Origin of the sequence: Winogradskyella sp. MH6, from assembly GCF_022810765.1 — a bacterium.
Classification (GTDB): domain Bacteria; phylum Bacteroidota; class Bacteroidia; order Flavobacteriales; family Flavobacteriaceae; genus Winogradskyella.
Genome location: NZ_CP094494.1, coordinates 2055095 through 2077458, shown reverse-complemented (window position 1 = coordinate 2077458; position 22364 = coordinate 2055095). Strand labels below are relative to the sequence as shown.

The window sequence follows — 22364 nt, the reverse complement described above, 5'->3', positions numbered from 1 at the left end:
TTAATAAGGTTAAGGAATGTTCAAATATTTATGGGTCTGCAATGAGACTTTCCATTTTGGATTTGCCATTACGTAATCTACAATCTGCGGCATCATCTTTTCTCTTTTGCTCCACTCTGGTTGCAAATACAAAATGCAATCCTTATTTACCTTAGCAGCCTGCTCTTCAGCAAATTTAAAATCATCCTTATTATAGATAATACATTTTAATTCGTGAGCCTTATCATAAATTTCCTCCGTTGGTAATTTTACTTTCTTTGGAGATAAACAAATCCAATCCCAAACTCCAGATAGTTTATAAGCTCCTGAGGTTTCAATATGGGTTTGTACATCTTCTGCTTTTAGTTGCTCTGTTAACGGTCCCATATCCCAAGTTAATGGTTCTCCACCTGTAACTACAATGGTGTTACTATACTTTACAGCATTGGCAACAATCTTTTCTGTCTCAGTAGGAGGATGTAGCTCGGCTAACCAACTTTCCTTTACATCACACCAATGACAACCTACATCGCAACCACCAATTCGCACAAAATAAGCTGCAGTACCTTTATGAAAACCTTCACCTTGAATGGTATAAAACTCTTCCATTAAAGGCAATAAAAGCCCTTTATCTATTAATTCTTGTCGTTCTCTTCTCGTCATAGTTGGCAAATATATCAATAAGTCTTCAGTATTCTACTGTTGACGATACTAAAGTGGTAATTATAATAGTACTTAAGAGATGAATTCTATTTTAAACTTGATTAAAATTACACTATTTTTATGCAAATTTTCTGATCAATGAGTAATTCTGAAAAATTCATAAACGACATCAATGCTGGTAATACTTTTAAAGGAGACTACATCACCTTAGGTGCTGCAATGTTAGATGGCGAAACCAAAACAAATGCCTTTGTAAATGTACCTTTAAAAACCATGAACCGTCATGGTCTCATTGCTGGTGCTACTGGTACAGGAAAAACAAAAACGCTTCAAGTGTTGGCAGAAAATCTTTCTGAAAAAGGCGTGCCTGTCTTGCTAATGGACATCAAAGGAGATTTAAGTGGATTGGCAAAGCCAAGTCCTGGCCATGCTAAAATTGATGAACGTATGGAAAAGATTGGACTTCCGTTCGAAGCTAAGGCTTTTCCTGTTGAAGTTTTAACGTTATCTGAACAAGATGGTGTTCGTTTAAGAGCTACCATTAGCGAGTTTGGCCCTGTTCTTATTTCGAGAATATTAGGAGTTACCGAAACACAAGCTGGTATTATATCTGTAATTTTTAAATATTGTGATGATCATAAATTACCGCTTTTAGACTTAAAGGATTTCAAGAAAATATTGCAATATGCCACCAATGAAGGCAAACAGGAATTTGAAGAAGCCTATGGTCGTATTTCAACAGCATCAACAGGAGCTATTCTGAGAAAAATTATTGAAATAGAACAACAAGGTGGTGACTTATTTTTTGGAGAAACCTCTTTTGATACCCAAGATCTACTTCGTATTGACGAAAATGGTCGTGGTTACATCAACATTATAAGACTGACAGACATTCAAGACAAACCGAAGTTGTTTTCAACTTTTATGCTGAGTCTTTTGGCTGAAATTTATTCAACATTTCCTGAACAAGGCGATAGTGGCAGACCAGAACTGGTAATGTTCATTGACGAAGCACATTTAATTTTTAATGAAGCTTCTGATGCTTTATTAAATCAGATTGAAAGTATTGTAAAACTAATACGTAGTAAAGGTGTTGGCTTATATTTTGTAACTCAAAACCCTACAGATGTTCCAGAGGCAGTACTTAGTCAATTAGGACTAAAGGTACAACATGCCTTAAGAGCATTTACAGCAAAAGACCGAAAGGCCATAAAACTAACTGCTCAAAATTATCCAGACACTGAGTTTTATGACACAGCTGAAGTGTTAACATCATTGGGTATTGGAGAAGCTTTAGTATCTGCTTTGGATGAAAAAGGAAAACCAACACCGTTGGCAGCAACCATGATGCGCGCACCAATGAGCCGAATGGATATCTTAACTGAAAGTGAGCTTGGTAGTTTGCTCGCACAATCGAAATTAGCACTAAAATACAATCAAGAGATCGACAGAGAAAGTGCTTATGAAATGTTGAACAAAAAAATTGAACTTGCTGAAGCGGAAGAAGCCAAACGAAAAGCCGAAGAAGAAAAAGCGGCACTTAAAGAAGCTGAAAGTAAGCGAAAAGCTAGCTCTAGCAAAAGACGAAGCACAAGACAAAACCCAATTGTAAAAGTACTTTCTAGCCCAACAGTAATTAGAAGCGTATTGGGAATATTAACCAAAATGCTAAAATAACAAACCCTAAATCTTAGATATGAAAAACATCTTTTATGCAATTATAATTGCATCAATATTTATAACAAGTTGCTCAAATGATAAACCTGTTGATCCTTTTTTGGTTAAAAAGCATAACATAGGATTGCTAACAGACTCTACAACCGTAAGAGAATTAGACACGATTTTTAAAAATGATTCTATAGTAAGATATGTTGCCGGAGATGAATTTGCTGGCTCGGTAAATGTTATCGAAATATTTGACAAAAGCGGCAAAAAGCTTTTAGACCTATATCCTAAAGAAGCCCTAGATTCTACATCTGTAATCTCAAGCGTTCGTATTAAAGACGAGCGTTATAGAACAGAAAAGAACATTTCAATACTAAGTACGTTTAAAGACATTAATGATGATTATAAAATTTCGAAAATTGACAATCTTATCAATACCGTTGTCATTTCTGTCAATGAAATAAATACATCTTTTGCTATTGACAAGAAGGAATTACCAAGCAGTCTAAGATTTGATATGAATGCCACTATAGACGCTATTCAAATACCAGAAAAGGCAAAGATTAAATATTTTATGATTCATTGGTAACACATCGCGAAAACTTTGTATTACAATTTTGAAATTTAAAGTTTCTGATTTGAAAGAAAACAAAAAATACACTATACAGAATTCCCCTTTCATCGTACCAACTGACGACGGAAAACTAATAAAAGAACATTTTGGAAAAGCCAGTGATGGCAATTCTGAAATAAGTATTGCGCATATGGTTGCGCCTCCTGGCTGGGGTGAACCATTTCAAACTCCAGAGTTTGATGAATACACCTTTATCATCAAAGGCAAAAAACAGTTTATTATAGAAGGGGAAACGATAGTTTTAGAAGCAGGACAATCTATTAAAGTAGAAAAGCATACACGATTGCAATATTCCAATCCGTTCAATGAGCCTTGCGAATATCTTGCTATTTGCCTTCCTGCATTTTCAATTGAGTCTGTAAACAGAGAAAACGAATAGCATGAGCAGTTTTGTTATAAAATCTATTGGTAACGCCTTAAATGCCACGAGTTTAATATCTTCAAAATACGCTTCAAAAAAAGCATTGCATTTGTTTGCTTCGCCTCGCAAGGGTCGTTATACTGAAAACCAGAAAAAAATAGTTGATTCTGCCTTGTTTGAAACGTTATCGTATAAAGGACAAGACATTGCAACCTATCGTTGGAAAGGCAGTAGAAAAACCATTTTATTAGCTCACGGTTGGGAAAGTAATGCGTCGCGATGGAGCTATATTCTTGAAGATCTAAAAGCACAAGATTATAATATTATTGCTCTAGATGGCCCAGCACATGGCCGTTCTGATGGCAGACAATTTAATGCTGTTTTATATTCAGAATTTATAAATAAAGTTGCAGAAAAACACCAACCGCAAGTCGTTATCGGCCACTCCGTTGGAGGTATGGCAACTGTGTTTTTTATGCACAACCATCAACTACCATCAGTTAAAAAATTGGTTTTATTGGGAGCACCAGCACATTTTACTGGTGTGTTTTCTAGATACAAATCTATGATGGGCTACAACAAGCGCATTTCTAAAGGCTTAGACAACATTGTTATTGAACGTTTTGGCAAACCTGTAGATTATTTTTCTGCTGCAAACTTTACAAAGACTATTGAAGCTGAAGGTCTAATAATTCATGATAAAAAAGACAGAATTATTCCTTTTGAGGATGGTCAACTTTTTGCCAATCGCTACAAGAACTCTAAGTTTATTGAAACCGAAGGTTTTGGTCATGGTTTAAAAGACAAGTCTTTATCACCAAAAATTATAGAGTTTATAAATAATTAACTCTCAATTATGCTAAATAACAAAACGCTTTTCATCCTTTTAGTGCTTTTTTGCTTTAATTGTAAATCAAATAAAGAAAAAGAAGAGCAAAACACTACTTACTCAGATGTTGTTAGTGTCTCTGCCATGAAAGACGTTATGTGGAAAGGCGAGCTGTTTAGCAAAATACAATTAGACACTATTAAACCTAAAAAAGGACTTTACGGCATTGGTCCTGAAGCCTATTTACGTGGTGAGATACTCATCAATAATGGAAAAACTTATGTATCGAGAGTACTCACAGATTCTACAATGACAGTTGAAGAAATTACAGATGCTAAAGCTCCATTTTTTGTATATGCTAATGTCAATGATTGGAATACGATTGAATTACCTCGTTCAGTAAAATCAATTAAAGACCTAGAAACTTTTATTGACAACCAAACAAAAGATCAAAAACGACCTTTCGCTTTTAAATTAGAGGGTAGTATTTCAAAAGCTACAATTCACATTCAAAACTTACCAGAAGGCACTAAAGTATCGTCGCCAAAAGAAGCGCATCAAGGCCAAACCAATTACCAAATAGAAAATGAGAATGTTGAAATAATTGGTTTTTTTTCAACTGAGCACCAAGGTGTTTTCACACATCACGATTCATTTTTACACATGCATCTCATCACCAAAAATAAAAAGCAAATGGGACACTTAGATGATGCTGTTTTTAATGAAATGTCGTTATTATTACCTAAGTCCTAAAAGACTTTATTGTATTTTTGCACCATGTCTGAAGATTTAAAACGCCTTAACAAATACCTCAGCGAAGCAGGCTATTGCTCGCGTCGCGAAGCCGATCGTTTAATTGATGCTGGTCGTGTTACCATTAACGATGTTGTACCAGAAATGGGCACAAAAGTTGCACCAGATGATATTGTAAAAGTTGATGAAGAAATTATAGGTGAACGTAAAAAAGATTTTGTTTATTTAACCTTTAACAAACCTGTTGGTATTGTTTGTACTACGGACACTCGCGTCGAAAAAGATAATATCATAGACTTTATTAATTACCCAAAACGTATTTTTCCAATAGGTCGATTAGACAAACCTAGCGAAGGACTAATACTACTTACCGATGATGGAGATATCGTTAATAAAATTCTGCGTGCCAGTAACAATCATGAAAAAGAATATGTTGTTACTGTAGACAAACCTATTTCGCAAACGTTTATTCAGCGTATGGCAGGTGGTATTTATATTGAAGAACTGAAGCAACGTACAAAAAAATGTGAGGTTAAAAAGATAGATAAATACACTTTTAGTATTATTCTTACACAAGGACTAAACCGCCAGATACGTAGAATGTGCGAGTATTTAAACTACGAAGTACAGACCTTAAAACGTATTAGAATAATGAATATTAAGCTCGATATGCCAATAGGTAAATATCGAGAACTTACCAAAGAAGAGTTTAAAACACTAAGTGAATTGATAAGTGACTCTCAAAAAACATTCGACTCAAAACTACCACGCCAAAGAAAAAACAGACGTTAATAATATCCTAATTAACAGCTTATTTGCTCAATTGATTCATAATTTTAAGAGTATTAATCAATCAATTAGCGCAATGAAATCAGTCTTTACTCTCATTTTTTTTATTTCAGCATTAAGCTTTTCTCAAAATGAATATTCCGTATCAGATACTAATCCTTACGGTTTACCCAATCCTGAAGCTCCAGAAGAAATAAAGGATTTTGAAAACTTAATTGGCAAATGTAATTGCAAGTCTGAGACAAGAAAGCAAGACCAAACTTGGGCAGATCCAATAGACATGACATGGGAATGGAAATACATAATGAATGGTATGGCTGTACAAGATGAAACTATTAAATCTGATGGAAAACACTCTGGAAGCATAAGACAATTTATTGCAGACAGTAGTAAATGGTATGTACATTATTATTCCTCTGCTACTCCAACAACCACATTACCAACTTGGGAGGGTGGCAAAAAAGAGAATGGTAACATTGTATTGTATCGCGAGCAAAAAGCACCAAACGGCATGGAAGGCTTTTATCGTCTTACCTTTTATGATATAAGTGATTTGGGATACAAATGGATTGGTGAATGGGTAGACAAAACTGAGAAAATAGCTTTTCCAACCTGGAAAATAGATTGTAAAAAAGTAACTGAAGACGATTCAGATATAAAAATCATTAAAAATAATATCTCAGCATTTTCTAAAGCCTATATGAGTGGTGATGTTGATGCACTTATAAGTATGTATACAGACGATGGAAAGATTTTCCCAAACAATAAAAAAATACTATCTGGCAAGGACGAATTGAAAGATTATTGGGCTGTTCCTGAAGGTGTCAAGATCCTTCATCATAAAGTAACTCCAGAAGAAATTCATATAGAAAATAACATTGCGTACGATTATGGATATTATGAAGGAAAAACTTTAACCAAAGACAATAAAGAAGTTTCTTGGCATGGAAAATATACCATAGTATGGAAAAAGACTGATGGAGAATGGAAAATTTATTTAGACATTTGGAATAACGTCACTAAGTAATTCCTACTTTTATCAGAAATACAATTTTATGTCCAAAATTTCACCTTTTCATTTAGCAATTCCGGTTTATAATCTTTCTGAATGCAGAGATTTTTATACTAATATTTTAAATCTTGAAGAAGGTAGAAGTAGTAATCATTGGGTAGATTACAACTTTTTTGGCCATCAGTTAGTAATTCATTACAAACCAAAAACAGAAGAAGACACACATACCAACTTAGTTGATGGTAAAGATGTACCTGTACCTCATTTCGGAGTGGTTTTACCATGGGAAGATTTTCATAATTTTGCTGATTTATTAAAAAGCAAAAACATAAAATTCATTATTGAGCCTTACATAAGATTTGAAGGACAAGTTGGAGAACAAGCCACAATGTTCTTTAAAGACCCTTCGGGTAATGCTTTAGAGTTTAAAGCATTTAAAGATATTGAGCAACTATTTGCTAAATAGAAACTTACGCTCTATTTTTTCTATGCTGTTCTCTGGCTAAGAGTGTATTTTTAAGCAGCATTGCAATAGTCATAGGTCCTACTCCACCTGGCACTGGCGTTATAAAACTTGCTTTTTTGCTTACGTTTTCAAAATCTACATCACCTGTAATGTGATAGCCTTTTTCAGAGTCGTCAGGTACACGAGTAATACCTACATCAATAATAACGGCATCATCTTTTACCATTTCAGCTTTTAAGAAATTAGGAATACCCAAAGCCGAAATAATAATATCCGCTTGCGATGTTATTTGGGTAATATTTTTAGTGTGACTATGCGTTAATGTTACTGTTGAGTTTCCTGGAAATCCTTTTCTACCCATTAATATACTCATTGGGCGACCAACAATATGAGAACGACCAATGATAACAGTGTGCTTGCCATCGGTTTCTACTTTATATCGCTCTAACAACTCTAAAATTCCGAATGGTGTAGCAGGAATAAAAGTAGACATATCTAATGCCATCTTGCCGAAGTTAGTTGGGTGAAATCCATCTACATCCTTATTGGGATCTACAGCCATCAATACTTTTTGAGTATTTATTTGACGCGGTAAAGGTAACTGAATGATAAAACCATCTATATCATCATTATTGTTTAACTCTTCGATTTTATCCAACAATTCAATCTCACTAGTTGTATTAGATAAGCGCACCATAGTAGATTCAAAACCAACACGCTCACATGCCTTAACTTTACTACCAACATAAGTTAAACTTGCACCATCGTTACCAACAATGACTGCAGCAAGGTGAGGCACCTTTTCGCCATTAGCCTTCATTTTGTCAACTTCGGCTTTTATTTCATCCTTGATGTCTTTACTTGTCTTTCTTCCGTCTAGAATTGTCATGTTGTTGGTCTTAAATAATTTATATTAGCGAGGCATGTTTTTCATCATCTGCATCATACGTTTTCCGCCACCACCTTGCATCATCTTCATCATTTTACTCATTTGAGTAAATTGTTTTAGCAATTGGTTAACTTCTTGTACAGATGTACCTGAGCCTTTACCTATTCGTTTTTTTCTACTTGAATTTATGATTGAAGGATTAGCACGCTCTGCTGGTGTCATAGAATGAATGATGGCTTCAATACCTTTAAAAGCATCGTCATCGATATCAATGTCTTTCATCATTTTGCCTGCACCAGGAATCATTCCAATTAAATCCTTCATGTTACCCATTTTCTTGATTTGTTGAATCTGTTTTAAGAAATCATCAAACCCGAATTGGTTTTTTGCAATTTTCTTTTGAAGTTTTCGAGCTTCCTCTTCGTCAAATTGTTCTTGTGCACGCTCTACAAGAGATACAACGTCTCCCATCCCTAGGATTCTGTCTGCCATACGCGATGGATAGAAAACATCAATCGCTTCCATCTTCTCACCTGTACCAATAAACTTGATTGGTTTATTTACAACAGACTTAATAGAAATTGCGGCACCACCACGTGTATCACCATCTAATTTGGTTAGGATAACACCATCAAAATTTAATATATCATTGAAGGCTTTTGCAGTATTCACAGCATCCTGACCTGTCATAGAATCTACCACAAACAAGGTTTCTTGTGGCTGAATTGCTTTGTGAATATTAGAAATCTCGGTCATCATAGCTTCATCTACAGCCAAACGACCTGCGGTATCTATAATCACCACGTTGTGTCCATTAGCTTTTGCATGCGCAATACCTGCTTGTGCAATGGCTACTGGGTCACTGTTTCCTTTATCACTATAAACCTCAACGTTGATTTGTTCTCCAACAACATGAAGCTGGTCTATCGCTGCAGGACGATACACATCACAAGCAACTAATAAAGGTTTTTTTGTTTTTTTATTTTTTAAGTAGTTGGCTAATTTACCTGAAAAGGTGGTTTTACCAGAACCTTGTAAACCAGACATTAAAATAATGCTTGGATTACCAGACAGATTAATGCCTTCTGCATCACCTCCCATAAGTTCGGTTAATTCATCCTTAACGATTTTAACCATTAACTGACCAGGTTGAAGCGTTGTCAATACATTTTGACCTAATGCTTTTTCCTTTACTTTATTGGTAAATTCCTTAGCAATTTTAAAGTTAACATCGGCATCTAAAAGCGCACGTCTTACTTCTTTTAAAGTCTCTGCTACGTTGACTTCGGTAATACTTCCATGACCTTTTAATACGTGTAGCGCTTTATCTAACTTATCACTTAAATTATTGAACATAATCTTTATCTCTTTTTGAAGTTGCAAATTTAAGAATTTACAAGAGATAAACGAATGGCATATCTATAATTCTACACTTCTATCTTTAATAATATCACAAAAGAAAAGAGCTGCCTAGCGGTTGGCAACTCTCTTCATCAACTTAAACTTACTAAAATTACTAACTAAACGGTTCGTTTATATATTATTCACATGTTCTTTCTAGAACTAAAATGTTGTCGCCACTTTGCAACTGCAATCGGTTTTCTTCACATTCTACAACCAACCACTCGCCTGTTACAGCTTGAATATTTGGACCAGCTACATTAGAAAAGGTAACAATAACTCCATCCTCTGATTGCGATGTTGTCCAAGTAGCATCAATTGTAGTTTCATTGTTATATATAACTACGGTTTGGCTATTTGGTTCAAAATCGAAGTTCCAATTCATTAGATTATCACTACCATTATAGTTAACTGCATTCCAAATACATTCTACCAAAAAGCCGTCTACATCTAATTCACTACAGCTACTTGAACAATTTTCTACAATTAAAATAATTGGAAATATCTGATATTGATCTCCTATAACAACACGAGTGTAAACAACGGCTTCTACACCAAGCATTGCATAAGTTTCAGGATTTGAGATTGCATTAACATCAGTTTCGGCATCTACCAAAGTTTCATAATAAGTTACAACATCTGCACTTGGGTTACAATTTGAAAATGCTTGTGTAAGATCAAAATAATAAGGTCCATCAGTACCATCATCACATTGTTCTAAAATAGCATCAAAACTTTCAAAACACTCAAAATAGTTACATTCTTCAGTATTAAGAAAAATGGTAAATACTTCAAAATTTCCATTCTCGGCTTCAATTCTAAGATATACTTCTCCACTTGTTGACCAATACGATTCTGTTTCTACGATAGCATTGATTCCGGCTTCTGCATCAGCTTGAGTTTCGTGGAAAGTAGCCACAAATGCATACTGGCAATCTATCACACCAATAGTATCTGCACTAAGGTTGAATTCTGCTTCGTTATTTGGACCTAAACATTCTACCAACTCAAAATTACCAAAACAGTCAAAAACCTCATTATAAGTTTCACAGCCTTGCTCAAGTACTAATTCATCATTATCTGAAACAAGCTCTAGTCTATCATCTTCACATACTACAATTCTCCAATCTCGAGAAAGGACTTCATAATCTCCTGATAAATCTAGAATTAAAAACACTCCTGTATTACCTAGAAGAACTTCCCATGTTCCTATGGCTTCTTCATTATTACCTATGGTAACTGTTCCGCCTTCATGGAAGTTTAATGGTCCGTTGTTGTTAGGACTTAATAAATTAGTCCCTAACCACCACTGACATTCCTTTAGGTTAAGCGCTATTTGTTGGGCATCACAATCTAAATTACCTTCGCAATCTAATTCTAACTTCATTGTTACAATTCCGTTATCTGTTTCTTGCGTAAACTCTAATTCATTATCATCGTCACAATCCGTCAACAACCACAAGCCATTAGCAATACCGAAAGTTTCTAAACCTTCAATAACAAGTTTGTAACCTAAATCTGTTTCAACAATATTCCATTCACCTGTTTCAACAACTGTTGGATCACCTGTTACGGTTACTAAGCCAGACTCACTAAATTGGAATTGAAGGGAGTTGGTTAAATCCCCACTTTCACTATAGAATTGAGCCTCAAAACCACATTCTAACAATAAATTTTCAAGCCCTTGCATGTTAATGTCACAATCATCATTGTCATCATCACAATCTGCTTCTGCAGCTTCAATAGCATCAGATAATTCCTGATTTGAGTTTACCTCTATAGTATCTCCGTTCGCATAAACTAAAGTAACTGGATAATTAATGCTTACAATAAGAGCGCTATCATCACCACCTAACGCTTCGAGAAAATTATATAGTGCCTCATCGTCGCTAATAGTAACCGTATCTACAATATTAAAATCTGCATTGAATACAGAGAACGAAATCGGGTATACAAAATCTACACATTCTATAACCTCATCGTCTTCAATTTCGCAATCTTCAATAAAATCTTCTAACTGCTCTTCGTTTTCAATAACTACTTGCGTATAATCATTAAACATGATTGTAAATGGGAATACAAAATCGAAGAAATCGTCTTCATTTTCATATTGTGCAAATAAATCTTCGAGTTCTTCTAAATCGTCTAAAGTTTCAATAACAATTGTAACATCTCCAACTATAATAGTAACTGGTAATTCTATAGAAAAACAACTAGATTCATCTAAGATATTATCGTAGTCACCACAATTGGCAGTTACATTACCGATAAAATTTGATAATTGAGAGTTAGGCTGAATGATTTCCTGTTCTTCAGGATTATTGACATCTATTGTTTCGTCTTGACAAGACGTAAATGTCAAAAGGGCAAAAAAGGCGTAAATAAATAAGTGATTAATTCTTGATTTCATAACATTCGGAGCATAATGATTTTAGAATACAACAGTTATAGTTTTAAAACTCCTACCCTTGATTTAGAAAAATTTATTCATAATTTGCGCGCAATATTATGAGCCAACCTATAAAAGATCATATTTGCGAAGAGCAGTTATTTGAGCGTTTGTACAAAAAACACTCAAAAAACCTGCATGATTTTTTGTATTACAAATTTGGCGATCATCTAAACCCTAGCGATAAAGTACAGGAAGCTTTTATTAAACTATGGCAAAATTGTAGAAAGGTTTCGCCAGACAAAGCCAAAAGTTTTTTATTTACTACGGCAAACAACCTTATGCTCAATGCTGTTGCGCATAGAAAAGTGGTTTTGAAATACGAAAAAACACCTCAAAAAAATTCAACCAACGAGACTCCTGAGTTTGTTTTACAAGAAAAAGAGTACCATGACAAACTTCAAAAAGCCCTAAGCAAACTTACAGAAGCGCAACGCGTCGCTTTTTTAATGAACAGAGTTGAAGGTAAAAAATTTAAAGAGATTGCTGCACTTTTAGATATTTCTACAAAAGCTGTAGAAAAACGCATTTATGGTGCGCTAAAAAAGCTACGAGAAGATATAGATGAATTATAAAATAAATTGTGGGTAGGAATTTTTAGGACTTAACTGTTCTATTATTGAAATGCAATTATGACACGAGAAGAACTCATACAAAAATGGTTAGACCATAATCTTAACTCAGAAGAGCAAAAAGCTTTTGAGCAGCTAGAGGATTATAAAGATTTAATGCAATTAGATACAGCATTAAAATCTTTTAAGTCTCCAGACTTCTCTGTGGATAAAAATTACAATGTATTACAATCTGAACTGAAGCAAAAATCTACACAATCTTGGTATAAACCACTACTTAAAATTGCAGCTGTATTAGCTATATGCTTTAGTGTTTATTACTACACAACAACCTTAGACAGCACTTTTAATACAGAAATTGCCTCGCAAACAACAATAGAATTACCAGATGCTTCTGAAGTGATCCTTAATGCAAACTCTAACTTGGTTTTCAACGAAAGTAAATGGGGTGACAAACGAGAAGTTAAACTTAGTGGTGAAGCATTTTTTAAAGTTGCCAAAGGCGAAAAGTTTGATGTTGTTACAGACCAAGGAATTGTTAGTGTTCTCGGTACTCAGTTTAATATAAACCAACGCAATGGTTATTTTGAAGTGAGATGCTACGAAGGCTTAGTTGGCGTTAAAACAAAAGACAATTACACAGAGTTACGACCAGGAAATGGTCTAAAAATAATTGATGGGAAGTTATTTGCTAATGAAAAAGAAATCACTACGCAACCAGCTTGGTTGCGTGGTGAAAGTAACTTCACAAACACACCTCTTAAACACGTTATTACCGAATTAGAAAATTATTACGACATAAAAATTGTTATAGATAAAGCTGATGCCAACCGACTATACACCGGAGGTTTTACTCATAAAAATTTAGATTTAGCATTGCAATCTGTAACAATACCATTAAATTTAAGCTATAGTAAGTCTGGAACTTCTATTGTATTAAAGCGTGAATAAACTTTTACATCGTATTGTTTTACTTCTCCTAATTTCTATCTTCTCTAATCTTGCACATAGTCAAAAAGAGGAACCACAACAACTCGTTCAAATTCTAGAAATTTTAGAAAAACGCTATGAGGTAAAATTTTCATTTGAGACTAAAACCGTTTTAAATATAGAGCTATACCCTCTTAAAGAAGACCTTTCTTTAGAAGAAGCTCTGGATAAGCTAAAAACAATTACCAATCTTAACTTTGAAGTTTTAAGCCGACGCTTTATTGCCATAACACCAAGCGACAAAATAGTACATAGGCTAGAAGAAGTTGTAGTAAATAATTACTTATCTAGAGGTATTTCTAAAACCAATAATGGTACCATAACAGTAGATGCCAATGCCTTTGATATTTTACCAGGCTTAATAGAACCAGATGTTCTCCAAATAGTACAAAACCTACCAGGTGTTACAAGTGTAGACGAACGTATTTCTAATATTAATGTAAGAGGCGGCACTAACGACCAAAACCTTATTCTGTACGAAGGCATACGTATGTATCAATCTGGACATTTTTTTGGATTAATTTCAGCATTTAATCCTTATTTATCAGATGATATTCGTATTTCTAAAAATGGTACAAGTGCCCTTTATGGCAATGGTGTTTCTGGCACTATTTCTATTAAAAATGTAGATGATTTAGACCAAAAGTTTAGTGCAGGTTTGGGAAGTAATTTACTCAGCGTAGATGGTTATGCAAAAGTGCCATTGAGTAAAAAAACCGAATTACAACTCTCTGCGCGACGTTCTTTTACAGACGTTTTGGTTTCCGAGACTTATGACGCTTATTTTGATAGAATTTTTAGAGATTCTGAACTCAACACTACAAATGATGTAAATACACTTTTGGCATTAGATGAACGATTTTTATTTTATGATGTTAACGCCAAGTTTCTTTACGACATTAATGATTCATCTAAGCTTAGAATTAGTCTGCTTAATATTTATAACAACCTAGATTACAATCAGGTATTTGCAAATTCTGACAATAATATACAAGAAACCAGAAGCGCACTTAACCAAGTTAGCTATGGTGCAAGTGCTACCTATTCTAAGACTTTTAAGAATGATATACATACATCTGCCCAAGTATATTATTCTCATTACGATTTAGATGCTCAAAATAATGATGTGACCAATAGCCAATTACTCATTCAAGAAAATAAAGTTGAAGATTATGGTTTACGTTTCGATGTAAAAAAAATTATAGATAATGATATTGAAGTTAGAGGAGGCTATCAATTTAATGAAGTAGGTGTTACTAATTTTGAAGATGTATCTAATCCAAATTTTACAAGTTTGGTAAAAGAAATTGTAAGAACACACGCTATTTTTGGTGAAACCGAGCGTTACTCAAAATCTCACAATACATACATACGTTTAGGCGCACGAATAAGTTATTTTGAAAAACTAAAAGAATTGGTACTTGAGCCAAGATTTGCTTTTAATCAAAAAATATCTGACCACGTAAGATTAGAAGTTTTAGGAGAACTTAAAAGCCAAACTATTTCTCAGGTAATAGACTTGCAACAAGATTTTTTTGGTATTGAAAAACGACGATGGCAATTATCAAATTTAGAAAATGTACCACTTGTAAAAAGTCAGCAAATTTCATTAGGCTTAAGTTACAATCAAAACAACTTATTGGTTTCACTAGAAGGCTACTATAAAAATGTAGAAGGCATTACGGCTCAAAGTCAAGGCTTTCAAAATCAATTTCAATTTGTGAATGACAAAGGCTCATATACCGTTACAGGTTTAGATTTTTTAATAAATAAACGTTTTAATAATTTTAGTACATGGTTGAGTTACACTTTAAGCAACAACGATTATACCTTTGATGTTATTAATGACGGAAATCCCTTCCCAAACAGTGTAGATTTAACTCATGTAGCCAACGCATCTCTCACCTATAGTTTAAAAAACTTCAAAATAGGTTTAGGTCTTAATTGGCACTCTGGCAGAGCTTACACAAAACCTTTAAACATACAAGACAACAGCAATTCAACTATAGAATATCAAAGCCCAAATAGCTCCAGATTATCAGATTATTTTAGAGCCGATTTATCAGCTATTTATAAGTTTCAACTATCAAAAGGTATAAAAGCCGAAGCTGGTGCTTCTGTATGGAATATGCTTAACCAAAACAATATTATAAACCGCTATTACACATTAGATTCAGACAATGACATTGTTGAAGTTGATAATAGATCTTTAAAATTTACACCCAATTTGAGCTTTAGAGTTAATTTTTAATTGTTATTTGTACAACAAATAACCCTAACATGACTTTACATAAAGCCATTAAACATCCTATTTGCTTTTTTTTGTTAGTCTTCAATAGTGCAATAATTGCTCAAAATGATGAATACAATGTAGATGAAACCTATTTTTTTACACCCGAATTAATACTAGGAAAAACCCTCGAAGCAAATACATTTTTTCCAAAAACAGACCTTCAAAAAAATCTATTCTTAAGTATTGGAAATTATAATTACAATCCAGAAAAAGAATGGGCTGCAAGACTCAATTACCCTACAACAGGTATTATATTTGGTTACACAGATTTTGGTAATACTGATAAGGTTGGTAAAGCATACTCTGTAATGCCATTTATGGAATTTTCAATTCTAAAATCTGTATTCTCGGAAGATTTAAATTTGAATATTGGTATAGGTGGTTCTTATATGGATACTCAATATGATGAGCAAACAAACCCATTCAACAGAGCAATAACCACAAAATTAAATTGGTCTTTTAGGTCATTTTTATACTACTCTATTCTTAAAAAGAAACGTACAGATTGGAGAGTTGGCTTAGGCTACTTGCATCACTCTAATGGACATACACGTTTACCAAACCAAGGTCTTAATTCAATAGCGGCAAGTATTTCTGCAAGGTTTGAAAACCCGAAAGAAACTACAGAATTTAAAAAGCCTGAATTTTCGTCTACATCTCAAACCTATTTTTCTAGTAGAATAGGTATTGGTCAAAATGTTTTATCAGAAAAATTTAACACCAAAAAAGAAGTTTATAGTTTTTCTGCCTCAGCCGGAAAAATAATCAACAACACCTTTAAGTTTGGAGGTGGCTTTTATTATAGATTTTATGAGCACTACTATGACTACATAAAAAACAATGAAGTTTTAGTTGAAGAGCAATATCCTCATTTTGCGGACAATCCTTATGGTTATGCTACAAATTTTGGGCTTTTTGCAACATCAGAACTGTTAATTGATCATTTTGGTTTTGAGTTTGATTTAGGATTAAACATCTACAAACCTTTTTATAAAATTGACTGGAAACTAAACCAAGGATACACCTATCAAAACGCTAATGACGTTACTATTGAAGTCTTAGGCGAATTAGATTGGTATTATGAAATAAAGCGTACAGTATCTGCCAGAATGGGATTAAAATACTATTTATGGTCTACAAATATGGCACCTAAACACAATATCTTTATTGGCGCGCATATTAATGCAAATCTTGGACAAGCCGATTTTACAGAACTGAGTCTTGGTTATGTTTATCGATGTAGCTTGAAGTCAAAAAAATAAAAACCACAACAGAACAAGAACATTTAACTAACTAATCTTTAATTCTATAAATTTCCGAAAAGGGTAGAAAACACCTCTTAAAACTTAAGGATTTCCATTAACCGAACGTTCATCTTTCTCTTTTTGTCTTTCAATATTCTTTTTAATTTTTTCTATTGCAGACTCAATGGATTTATCTGGTTCTATGAGGTTGTATTTCCCCCAAAAATCAGAATCTGAAAAACCCGAAATTGCATCTGTAATAATAACAGAAGGCCTTAATTTGTCCTTACTTTTTATTCTTTTATTTGTAGAATTTATTTCCCAATCTGTTACTGCCATTTCACTAGATAAAGAATAGACTTTATTAAAAATTTGCCGCTTTTTATTCACCTTAAATTTCAAAAACAAGTTAGAATAACTATAATACCATTTTCCTTCTTTCTCCTTGTAATTAACTTTGTAATGAGCTTCTAAAGGATAAACAATAACATTACTTGGTTTCTTTTTTACCAATAGATTTTTGCTTCTACTTTTATTGCTAAGGTCTAAAGTATAATCTGCGCTCGCTAATGCCAAAGATTCTACATCTATAAATAACTTGCCATTGTAACTATAATTTAAAGCGTTGTTTTTAGGACTAAAATTTACCACATAAACGTTTCTGTTATTAATATTAGATGGAGTATCAAAAGAAAAGTTATAGCTGCCTATAGTAGCATCAGTAAAAATATATTCAGGATATTTCATAATATCCAAATAAATGGCTGAAAATGGACCTCCTTGAAGTTTTACAGATACTGTATCTAGTCGCTTATAATCAGTACTTTTCCTTGCTTTATTTAATGATATAGCATCCCTTATAGAAGACCTGTTAGGATACTTTAGAATGTTAACTACAGCTTCGGTGAGCGATACATTTCTATTTCGTCGTTTTATGGTTTCTCTGTAAAAAGCGGTCATGTAAACCGATTCGTCTTGATGGTTTTTGCTTTTTTTGTCAAACACCTTTCTCACCAAACTTTCTGCATTCTTAAACGCTGAAATATTTACTTCAGAGAGTTCTGTAACTGCTCTATACAATTCTATTGTATTGTCTTTACCAGATAATTCAGATAACGGAACAACTCTAGTATTATAACCCAATAAACTAACAATAACCTTAGAATCTAAATGCGCTTTTGAGACTTTTAAAACAAACGCTCCTTCAGAATTTGTAATGGTACTTACATTAGTTTCATTAACATTAAGACTAACTGCCTCTAGAGCCTTATTTGTTTTACCATCTACCACTTTACCACTAAACTCTGAGAAATTCTCCTGAGCAGTTAAAGTAAATGTCACCAACAAAACAGTAAGAAATGTGTTGGCTAAAGTTTTAAAATACCGTGTAGTTTGCATAGCGTAACTCTTTAATTTCAACCTCTCCTAAGATACTCAAAAACGGTCAAAAGATTGCCTAGCAATCTGTTAAAACTACTGCAACAACTATGTTTGGTAAGATATTTCTTAATAAATCTACATGCGCTCTGGCACATCAATACCTAAAACGCTAAATGCATTTTTTATGGTCTGTCCAACGGTTTTAGACAACTGTACTCTAAAGATTTTTTCTTCTTCCTTATCTGCACCTAAAATAGATACATTTTGATAGAACGAGTTAAAATCTTTCACCAAATCGTAAGTATAATTAGCGACCAATGCAGGACTATGTTGTTCTGCAGCATTTTGAATAACTTCTGGAAATTGCTCTAACTGCTTAAGGAGATCTCGTTCTTTATCTTGAAGTGACACTTCGGCTGCGCTTAGAGTTGCATTTTCGTCAATGTTAGACTTTCTTAATATAGATTGAATTCTAGCGTAAGTGTACTGAATAAAAGGCCCTGTATTTCCCTGAAAATCTATGGACTCTTTAGGGTCGAACAAAATTCGCTTTTTAGGATCTACCTTTAAGATGTAATATTTAAGCGCACCCAAACCAATGGTTTTATAAAGTGCTTTTTTATTGTCTTCTGAATAATCGTCTAACTTTCCTAATTCTTTAGAAATCTCTTCAGCAGTATCTGCCATTTCTTGAATAAGGTCGTCAGCATCTACTACAGTTCCTTCTCTACTCTTCATTTTACCACTTGGTAAATCTACCATACCATAACTTAGGTGATATAGATTTTTTGCCCAATCAAAGCCTAGTTTTTTAAGAATTAAAAACAGTACTTTAAAGTGATAATCTTGCTCATTACCAACAGTATACACCATACCTCCAACATCTGGATAATCTTTAATACGTTGTATAGCTGTACCAATATCTTGGGTCATATAAACTGCTGTTCCGTCTGCCCTAAGCACTATTTTTTCATCAAGACCATCTTCAGTTAAATCGCACCAAACAGATCCATCCTCTTTTTTAAAGAACACACCGCTTTTTAAACCTTCGGCAACAAATTCTTTTCCTAAAAGATAGGTTTGGCTTTCGTAGTAATATTTATCAAAATCAACACCAATAGCTTTGTAAGTTTCTTCAAAACCTTCGTAAACCCAACCATTCATTTTTTCCCATAGGGCAACAACCTCAGCATCTCCTGCTTCCCATTTACGAAGCATTTCTTGGGCTTCTAAAAGGATTGGAGCTTTCTTTTTAGCAATCTCTTTTATTTCATACTCTGTATCTAATACTCGTTGTTCAGCAGTTATAACATCTTTGAGAATATTCTCTATTTCTTTTAAATGATTAGGGTTAGACAATATTTTATTATCCATTAATCTTTTATCATACTTCTTAACAACATCCTTCCATAAACAATTATTATCAACAGCACCTTCAATGGTTATCTCTAAATGAGTATTTAACCCTTTGAACCCATCGAGATTCAGAGATCGCTCTTTATTCGAGAGTATTTTTTTTAATTCAGTTACTTTGGCTTTCAAAACTTTAAGTTGCTTAATTTCAACTGAAGTAAATCTTATAAAATTCTCTTCTGAAATTTCATTCAAAATCAAATTCGTTTCTTTTTTAAACACTTTATCGAATTCCACATAATATTTACCAACCAGTTTATCCCCTTTTTTCAATTCTGAATTCGAAGTAGTTTCAGGAGTTTCTCTTTCGCCATCTATACCTGTGTCAGCAAACTTTTTCCAAGCCAACATACTTTTACAAATATGAATACCTCTATCGTTGATGATTTGGGTTTTATAGACCTTCTTTCCCGAAGCTTTTAAAATTTCAGAAACCGAATAGCCTAAAAGCACGTTTCTAACATGTCCTAAATGCAATGGTTTATTGGTGTTAGGCGAAGAATATTCTACCATTACAGCTTTATCGTCTTTTAAACTGGCAAAACCATAGTTATTTTGGTCTTTAATGCTGTTAAAGAAATCTATATAATATGAATCATCAATTTCAATATTCAAAAAGCCTTTAACCACATTAAATCCTTTAACCAAGGCCACATTATCTTTAAGATATTGCCCTATCTGCTCACCAATAGCTACAGGATTTCCTTTTACCACACGCAACATAGGAAAAACAACAACAGTTATATCTCCTGCAAACTCCTTACGAGTTGCCTGAAATTCTACAGATTCTAAATCTGCCTGAAACAATTCCTTTACAGCTGCTTTTACATGTAATTCTAAAGTATCCTGAAGCTTCATATTTGTGTTAATTTTAGCTTTTTAAAATGGTTGCAAAGATAGCAGTTTTATTATTCTATTAAGATAATAGTGCATCATAATTCCCTATTTTTAAAGACATACAAAAACATCAATTAAAAATGGAACGAAAATCTCACCTCCTAAAAGGCATTCCTGTTTTAGCATCTTTGAATATCAAAAAGACTGTAGAGTTCTATAAAACCAAACTTGGCTTTAATAAGGTTGGCTACTTAGACGACAATTATGCTGTAATTGCACGTGATAATTTTGTGGTTCATTTTTGGAAATGCAACGACAAAATTCACCCAGAAAACACAAGTTGTTATGTAGATGTAGAAGACATAGATACGCTCTATGAAGAATTAAAGACTTTTGATGTAATTCACCCAAACGGAACCTTAAAAAATCATCCTTATGGCATGCGTGAATTTGCCATTATAGACCTCGATGGAAATTTGATTAAATTTGGTCAAGAAATTTCGGAATAATAGTTCTTAAATCTAATAATGTACAAGTCCAGAATTAAGAAAATCAGAATGAAAAAGTATTGGATTATATGCCTAATCATTTTAACGTCTTGTTCTAGTAATGATGACTCAAATGATGCAACTTCAAATCAATTATACAAAGGCATGGATTTGTCGTTTCAAAGTGAGTTAGAAAACTATGACCTAAACTATAAAGATGAAGATGGTAACTCTGTTGAATTATTAGATTTCGTAAGGTCTAAAGGCACCAACTTAGTCCGCTTAAAACTTTGGCATACACCACAAGATGGACAAAACGGACTTGAAGATGTAAAGACTTATGCCCAAAAAATAAAAGCTCGTAACATGGACTTTTTACTCGATTTTCATTATAGTGATTATTGGGCAGATCCTGGCACACAAACTCCGCCAGTTGCTTGGCAAAATATGAATATCGACCAACTAAAAGTGGCAATTTATAATTACACAAAAGATGTTGTACAACAATTAAAAGCCCAAAACACATTACCAGATATTATACAAATTGGCAATGAAACAGACAGTGGTTTTCTATGGGATTTTGGCAGAGTTTGGGGCAATTTTAGCAATAATTGGGACAATTACACAGACCTAGTATCTGAAGCTATACGTGCTGTACGAGATGTTGACACCGAAGGCAAAACACGTATAATGCTACATCATTCTAGTGTAGAAAATGCTATTTTCTTTTTTAATGAATTAGAGCCTTACAACATTGATTTTGACATCATTGGGTTATCTTATTACCCTCAATTTCAAACCAAAGATTTAGATCTTGTTGCTTCAAAATTAAACGAACTTGCCAACAACTTCGATAAAGACATTTTAATGGTAGAAGTGGCTTATCCTTTCACTTTACAGTGGAACGACAACCTAACAAATTATATTGGAAGCTCAGATCAAATTTTGGATGAATTTTCACCTACACCTCAAGGACAAAAAGCATACTTTGAATGGTTGATACAAACCATAAAAAATATACCCAATAACCATGGTATTGGATTTTGTTATTGGGCACCAGATTGGGTAGCCTTTGATGGAAACGAAGCCACCTCAACAAATGGCACATCATGGGAAAACCAATGTCTTTTTGATTTTGATTTAAAAGCATTACCAGCATTAGAAACATTTAACTCTAATTAACTAAATATCAACACATTAAATCTTGCGTGCATTTCATCGATAAAACGGTCGTTTTCCTATGATTTTTGCCGTTAA

The 22364-nt window shown here is 33.6% G+C and carries 19 protein-coding genes and 2 pseudogenes; 14 read left to right on the top strand and 7 right to left on the bottom strand.

The features are described 5' to 3' along the window. Window positions 1-9 precede the first annotated feature (9 nt). Entirely contained in the window at window positions 10-642 is a 633-nt protein-coding gene (locus MST30_RS09315; RefSeq protein ID WP_243471138.1) for a 7-carboxy-7-deazaguanine synthase QueE, read from the bottom strand. A 138-nt stretch (window positions 643-780) separates the two neighbouring features. Between MST30_RS09315 and MST30_RS09310 the strand changes: the two genes are divergently transcribed. The 8 genes from MST30_RS09310 (at window position 781) to MST30_RS09275 (ending at window position 7151) form a co-directional block, all read left to right on the top strand. Next, window positions 781-2319: a helicase HerA-like domain-containing protein gene (locus tag MST30_RS09310; protein WP_243471137.1), complete on the top strand. Its 1539-nt coding sequence runs from the start codon at window positions 781-783 to the stop codon at window positions 2317-2319. Window positions 2320-2338: 19 nt separating this feature from the next. Continuing rightward, on the top strand, window positions 2339-2896 hold the full coding sequence (locus tag MST30_RS09305) for a hypothetical protein (RefSeq protein ID WP_243471136.1): 558 nt from the start codon (window positions 2339-2341) through the stop codon (window positions 2894-2896). 49 nt (window positions 2897-2945) lie between these two features. Further along, complete coding sequence (locus tag MST30_RS09300; protein WP_243471135.1) at window positions 2946-3320, top strand: cupin domain-containing protein; 375 nt, start codon at window positions 2946-2948, stop codon at window positions 3318-3320. 1 nt (window position 3321) lies between these two features. Then, window positions 3322-4149, top strand: coding sequence for an alpha/beta hydrolase (locus tag MST30_RS09295; protein ID WP_243471134.1), 828 nt, complete (start codon window positions 3322-3324; stop codon window positions 4147-4149). A 9-nt stretch (window positions 4150-4158) separates the two neighbouring features. Then, window positions 4159-4884: an acetolactate decarboxylase gene (locus MST30_RS09290; RefSeq protein WP_243471133.1), complete on the top strand. Its 726-nt coding sequence runs from the start codon at window positions 4159-4161 to the stop codon at window positions 4882-4884. A 24-nt stretch (window positions 4885-4908) separates the two neighbouring features. After that, on the top strand, window positions 4909-5676 hold the full coding sequence (gene rluF / locus MST30_RS09285; RefSeq protein WP_243471132.1) for a 23S rRNA pseudouridine(2604) synthase RluF: 768 nt from the start codon (window positions 4909-4911) through the stop codon (window positions 5674-5676). 73 nt (window positions 5677-5749) lie between these two features. Then, the gene (locus MST30_RS09280; RefSeq protein ID WP_243471131.1) at window positions 5750-6700 is read left to right on the top strand and encodes a YybH family protein; all 951 of its coding nucleotides are present in this window, start codon (window positions 5750-5752) and stop codon (window positions 6698-6700) included. Between the two features lie 28 nt (window positions 6701-6728). Continuing rightward, a complete protein-coding gene (locus tag MST30_RS09275) occupies window positions 6729-7151 on the top strand; it encodes a VOC family protein (protein ID WP_243471130.1) in 423 nt (140 codons plus the stop codon). A gap of 4 nt (window positions 7152-7155) precedes the next feature. Here the strand turns inward: MST30_RS09275 and MST30_RS09270 are convergent, their stop codons facing one another. From MST30_RS09270 to MST30_RS09260, 3 genes are all read right to left on the bottom strand, one after another. Next, entirely contained in the window at window positions 7156-8040 is an 885-nt protein-coding gene (locus MST30_RS09270) for a bifunctional 5,10-methylenetetrahydrofolate dehydrogenase/5,10-methenyltetrahydrofolate cyclohydrolase (RefSeq protein WP_243471129.1), read from the bottom strand. A 24-nt stretch (window positions 8041-8064) separates the two neighbouring features. Then, a complete protein-coding gene (gene ffh / locus MST30_RS09265; RefSeq protein ID WP_243471128.1) occupies window positions 8065-9396 on the bottom strand; it encodes a signal recognition particle protein in 1332 nt (443 codons plus the stop codon). A 184-nt stretch (window positions 9397-9580) separates the two neighbouring features. Further along, window positions 9581-11851, bottom strand: a complete 2271-nt coding sequence (locus tag MST30_RS09260; protein WP_243471127.1) for an FIDD domain-containing protein — start codon at window positions 11849-11851, stop codon at window positions 9581-9583. A gap of 98 nt (window positions 11852-11949) precedes the next feature. On the opposite strand from MST30_RS09260, the gene MST30_RS09255 reads away from it, so the two are divergent. From MST30_RS09255 to MST30_RS09240, 4 genes are read left to right on the top strand one after another with little or no spacing between them, the layout of a single operon-like run. Next, window positions 11950-12465 (top strand): RNA polymerase sigma factor, encoded by a 516-nt coding sequence (locus MST30_RS09255; RefSeq protein ID WP_243471126.1) that lies wholly within the window; start codon window positions 11950-11952, stop codon window positions 12463-12465. A 57-nt stretch (window positions 12466-12522) separates the two neighbouring features. Beyond that, window positions 12523-13413 carry a FecR family protein gene (locus tag MST30_RS09250; RefSeq protein ID WP_243471125.1) on the top strand — a complete coding sequence of 297 codons (891 nt, stop codon included), beginning with the start codon at window positions 12523-12525 and terminating at the stop codon, window positions 13411-13413. Continuing rightward, a complete protein-coding gene (locus tag MST30_RS09245; protein WP_243471124.1) occupies window positions 13406-15703 on the top strand; it encodes a TonB-dependent receptor domain-containing protein in 2298 nt (765 codons plus the stop codon). The genes MST30_RS09250 and MST30_RS09245 overlap by 8 nt, the downstream gene beginning before the upstream one ends. Window positions 15704-15732: 29 nt before the next feature. Then, a complete protein-coding gene (locus tag MST30_RS09240; RefSeq protein ID WP_243471123.1) occupies window positions 15733-17007 on the top strand; it encodes an acyloxyacyl hydrolase in 1275 nt (424 codons plus the stop codon). An 84-nt stretch (window positions 17008-17091) separates the two neighbouring features. Here the strand turns inward: MST30_RS09240 and MST30_RS09235 are convergent, their stop codons facing one another. The 3 genes and pseudogenes from MST30_RS09235 to argS (MST30_RS15785) form a co-directional block, all read right to left on the bottom strand. Continuing rightward, on the bottom strand, window positions 17092-18387 hold the full coding sequence (locus MST30_RS09235) for a carboxypeptidase-like regulatory domain-containing protein (RefSeq protein WP_243471122.1): 1296 nt from the start codon (window positions 18385-18387) through the stop codon (window positions 17092-17094). Window positions 18388-18504: 117 nt separating this feature from the next. Continuing rightward, window positions 18505-19767 (bottom strand): annotated as a pseudogene (gene argS, locus MST30_RS15790) (arginine--tRNA ligase); the annotation flags it as partial. A gap of 189 nt (window positions 19768-19956) precedes the next feature. Then, window positions 19957-20640 (bottom strand): annotated as a pseudogene (gene argS / locus MST30_RS15785) (arginine--tRNA ligase domain-containing protein); the annotation flags it as partial. Window positions 20641-20759: 119 nt separating this feature from the next. Here argS (MST30_RS15785) and MST30_RS09225 point away from each other — a divergent pair. Both MST30_RS09225 and MST30_RS09220 read left to right on the top strand, forming a co-directional pair. Further along, complete coding sequence (locus tag MST30_RS09225; protein ID WP_243471120.1) at window positions 20760-21128, top strand: bleomycin resistance protein; 369 nt, start codon at window positions 20760-20762, stop codon at window positions 21126-21128. A 48-nt stretch (window positions 21129-21176) separates the two neighbouring features. Then, a complete protein-coding gene (locus MST30_RS09220; protein WP_243471119.1) occupies window positions 21177-22289 on the top strand; it encodes a glycoside hydrolase family 53 protein in 1113 nt (370 codons plus the stop codon). The last annotated feature ends 75 nt before the right edge of the window (window positions 22290-22364 follow it).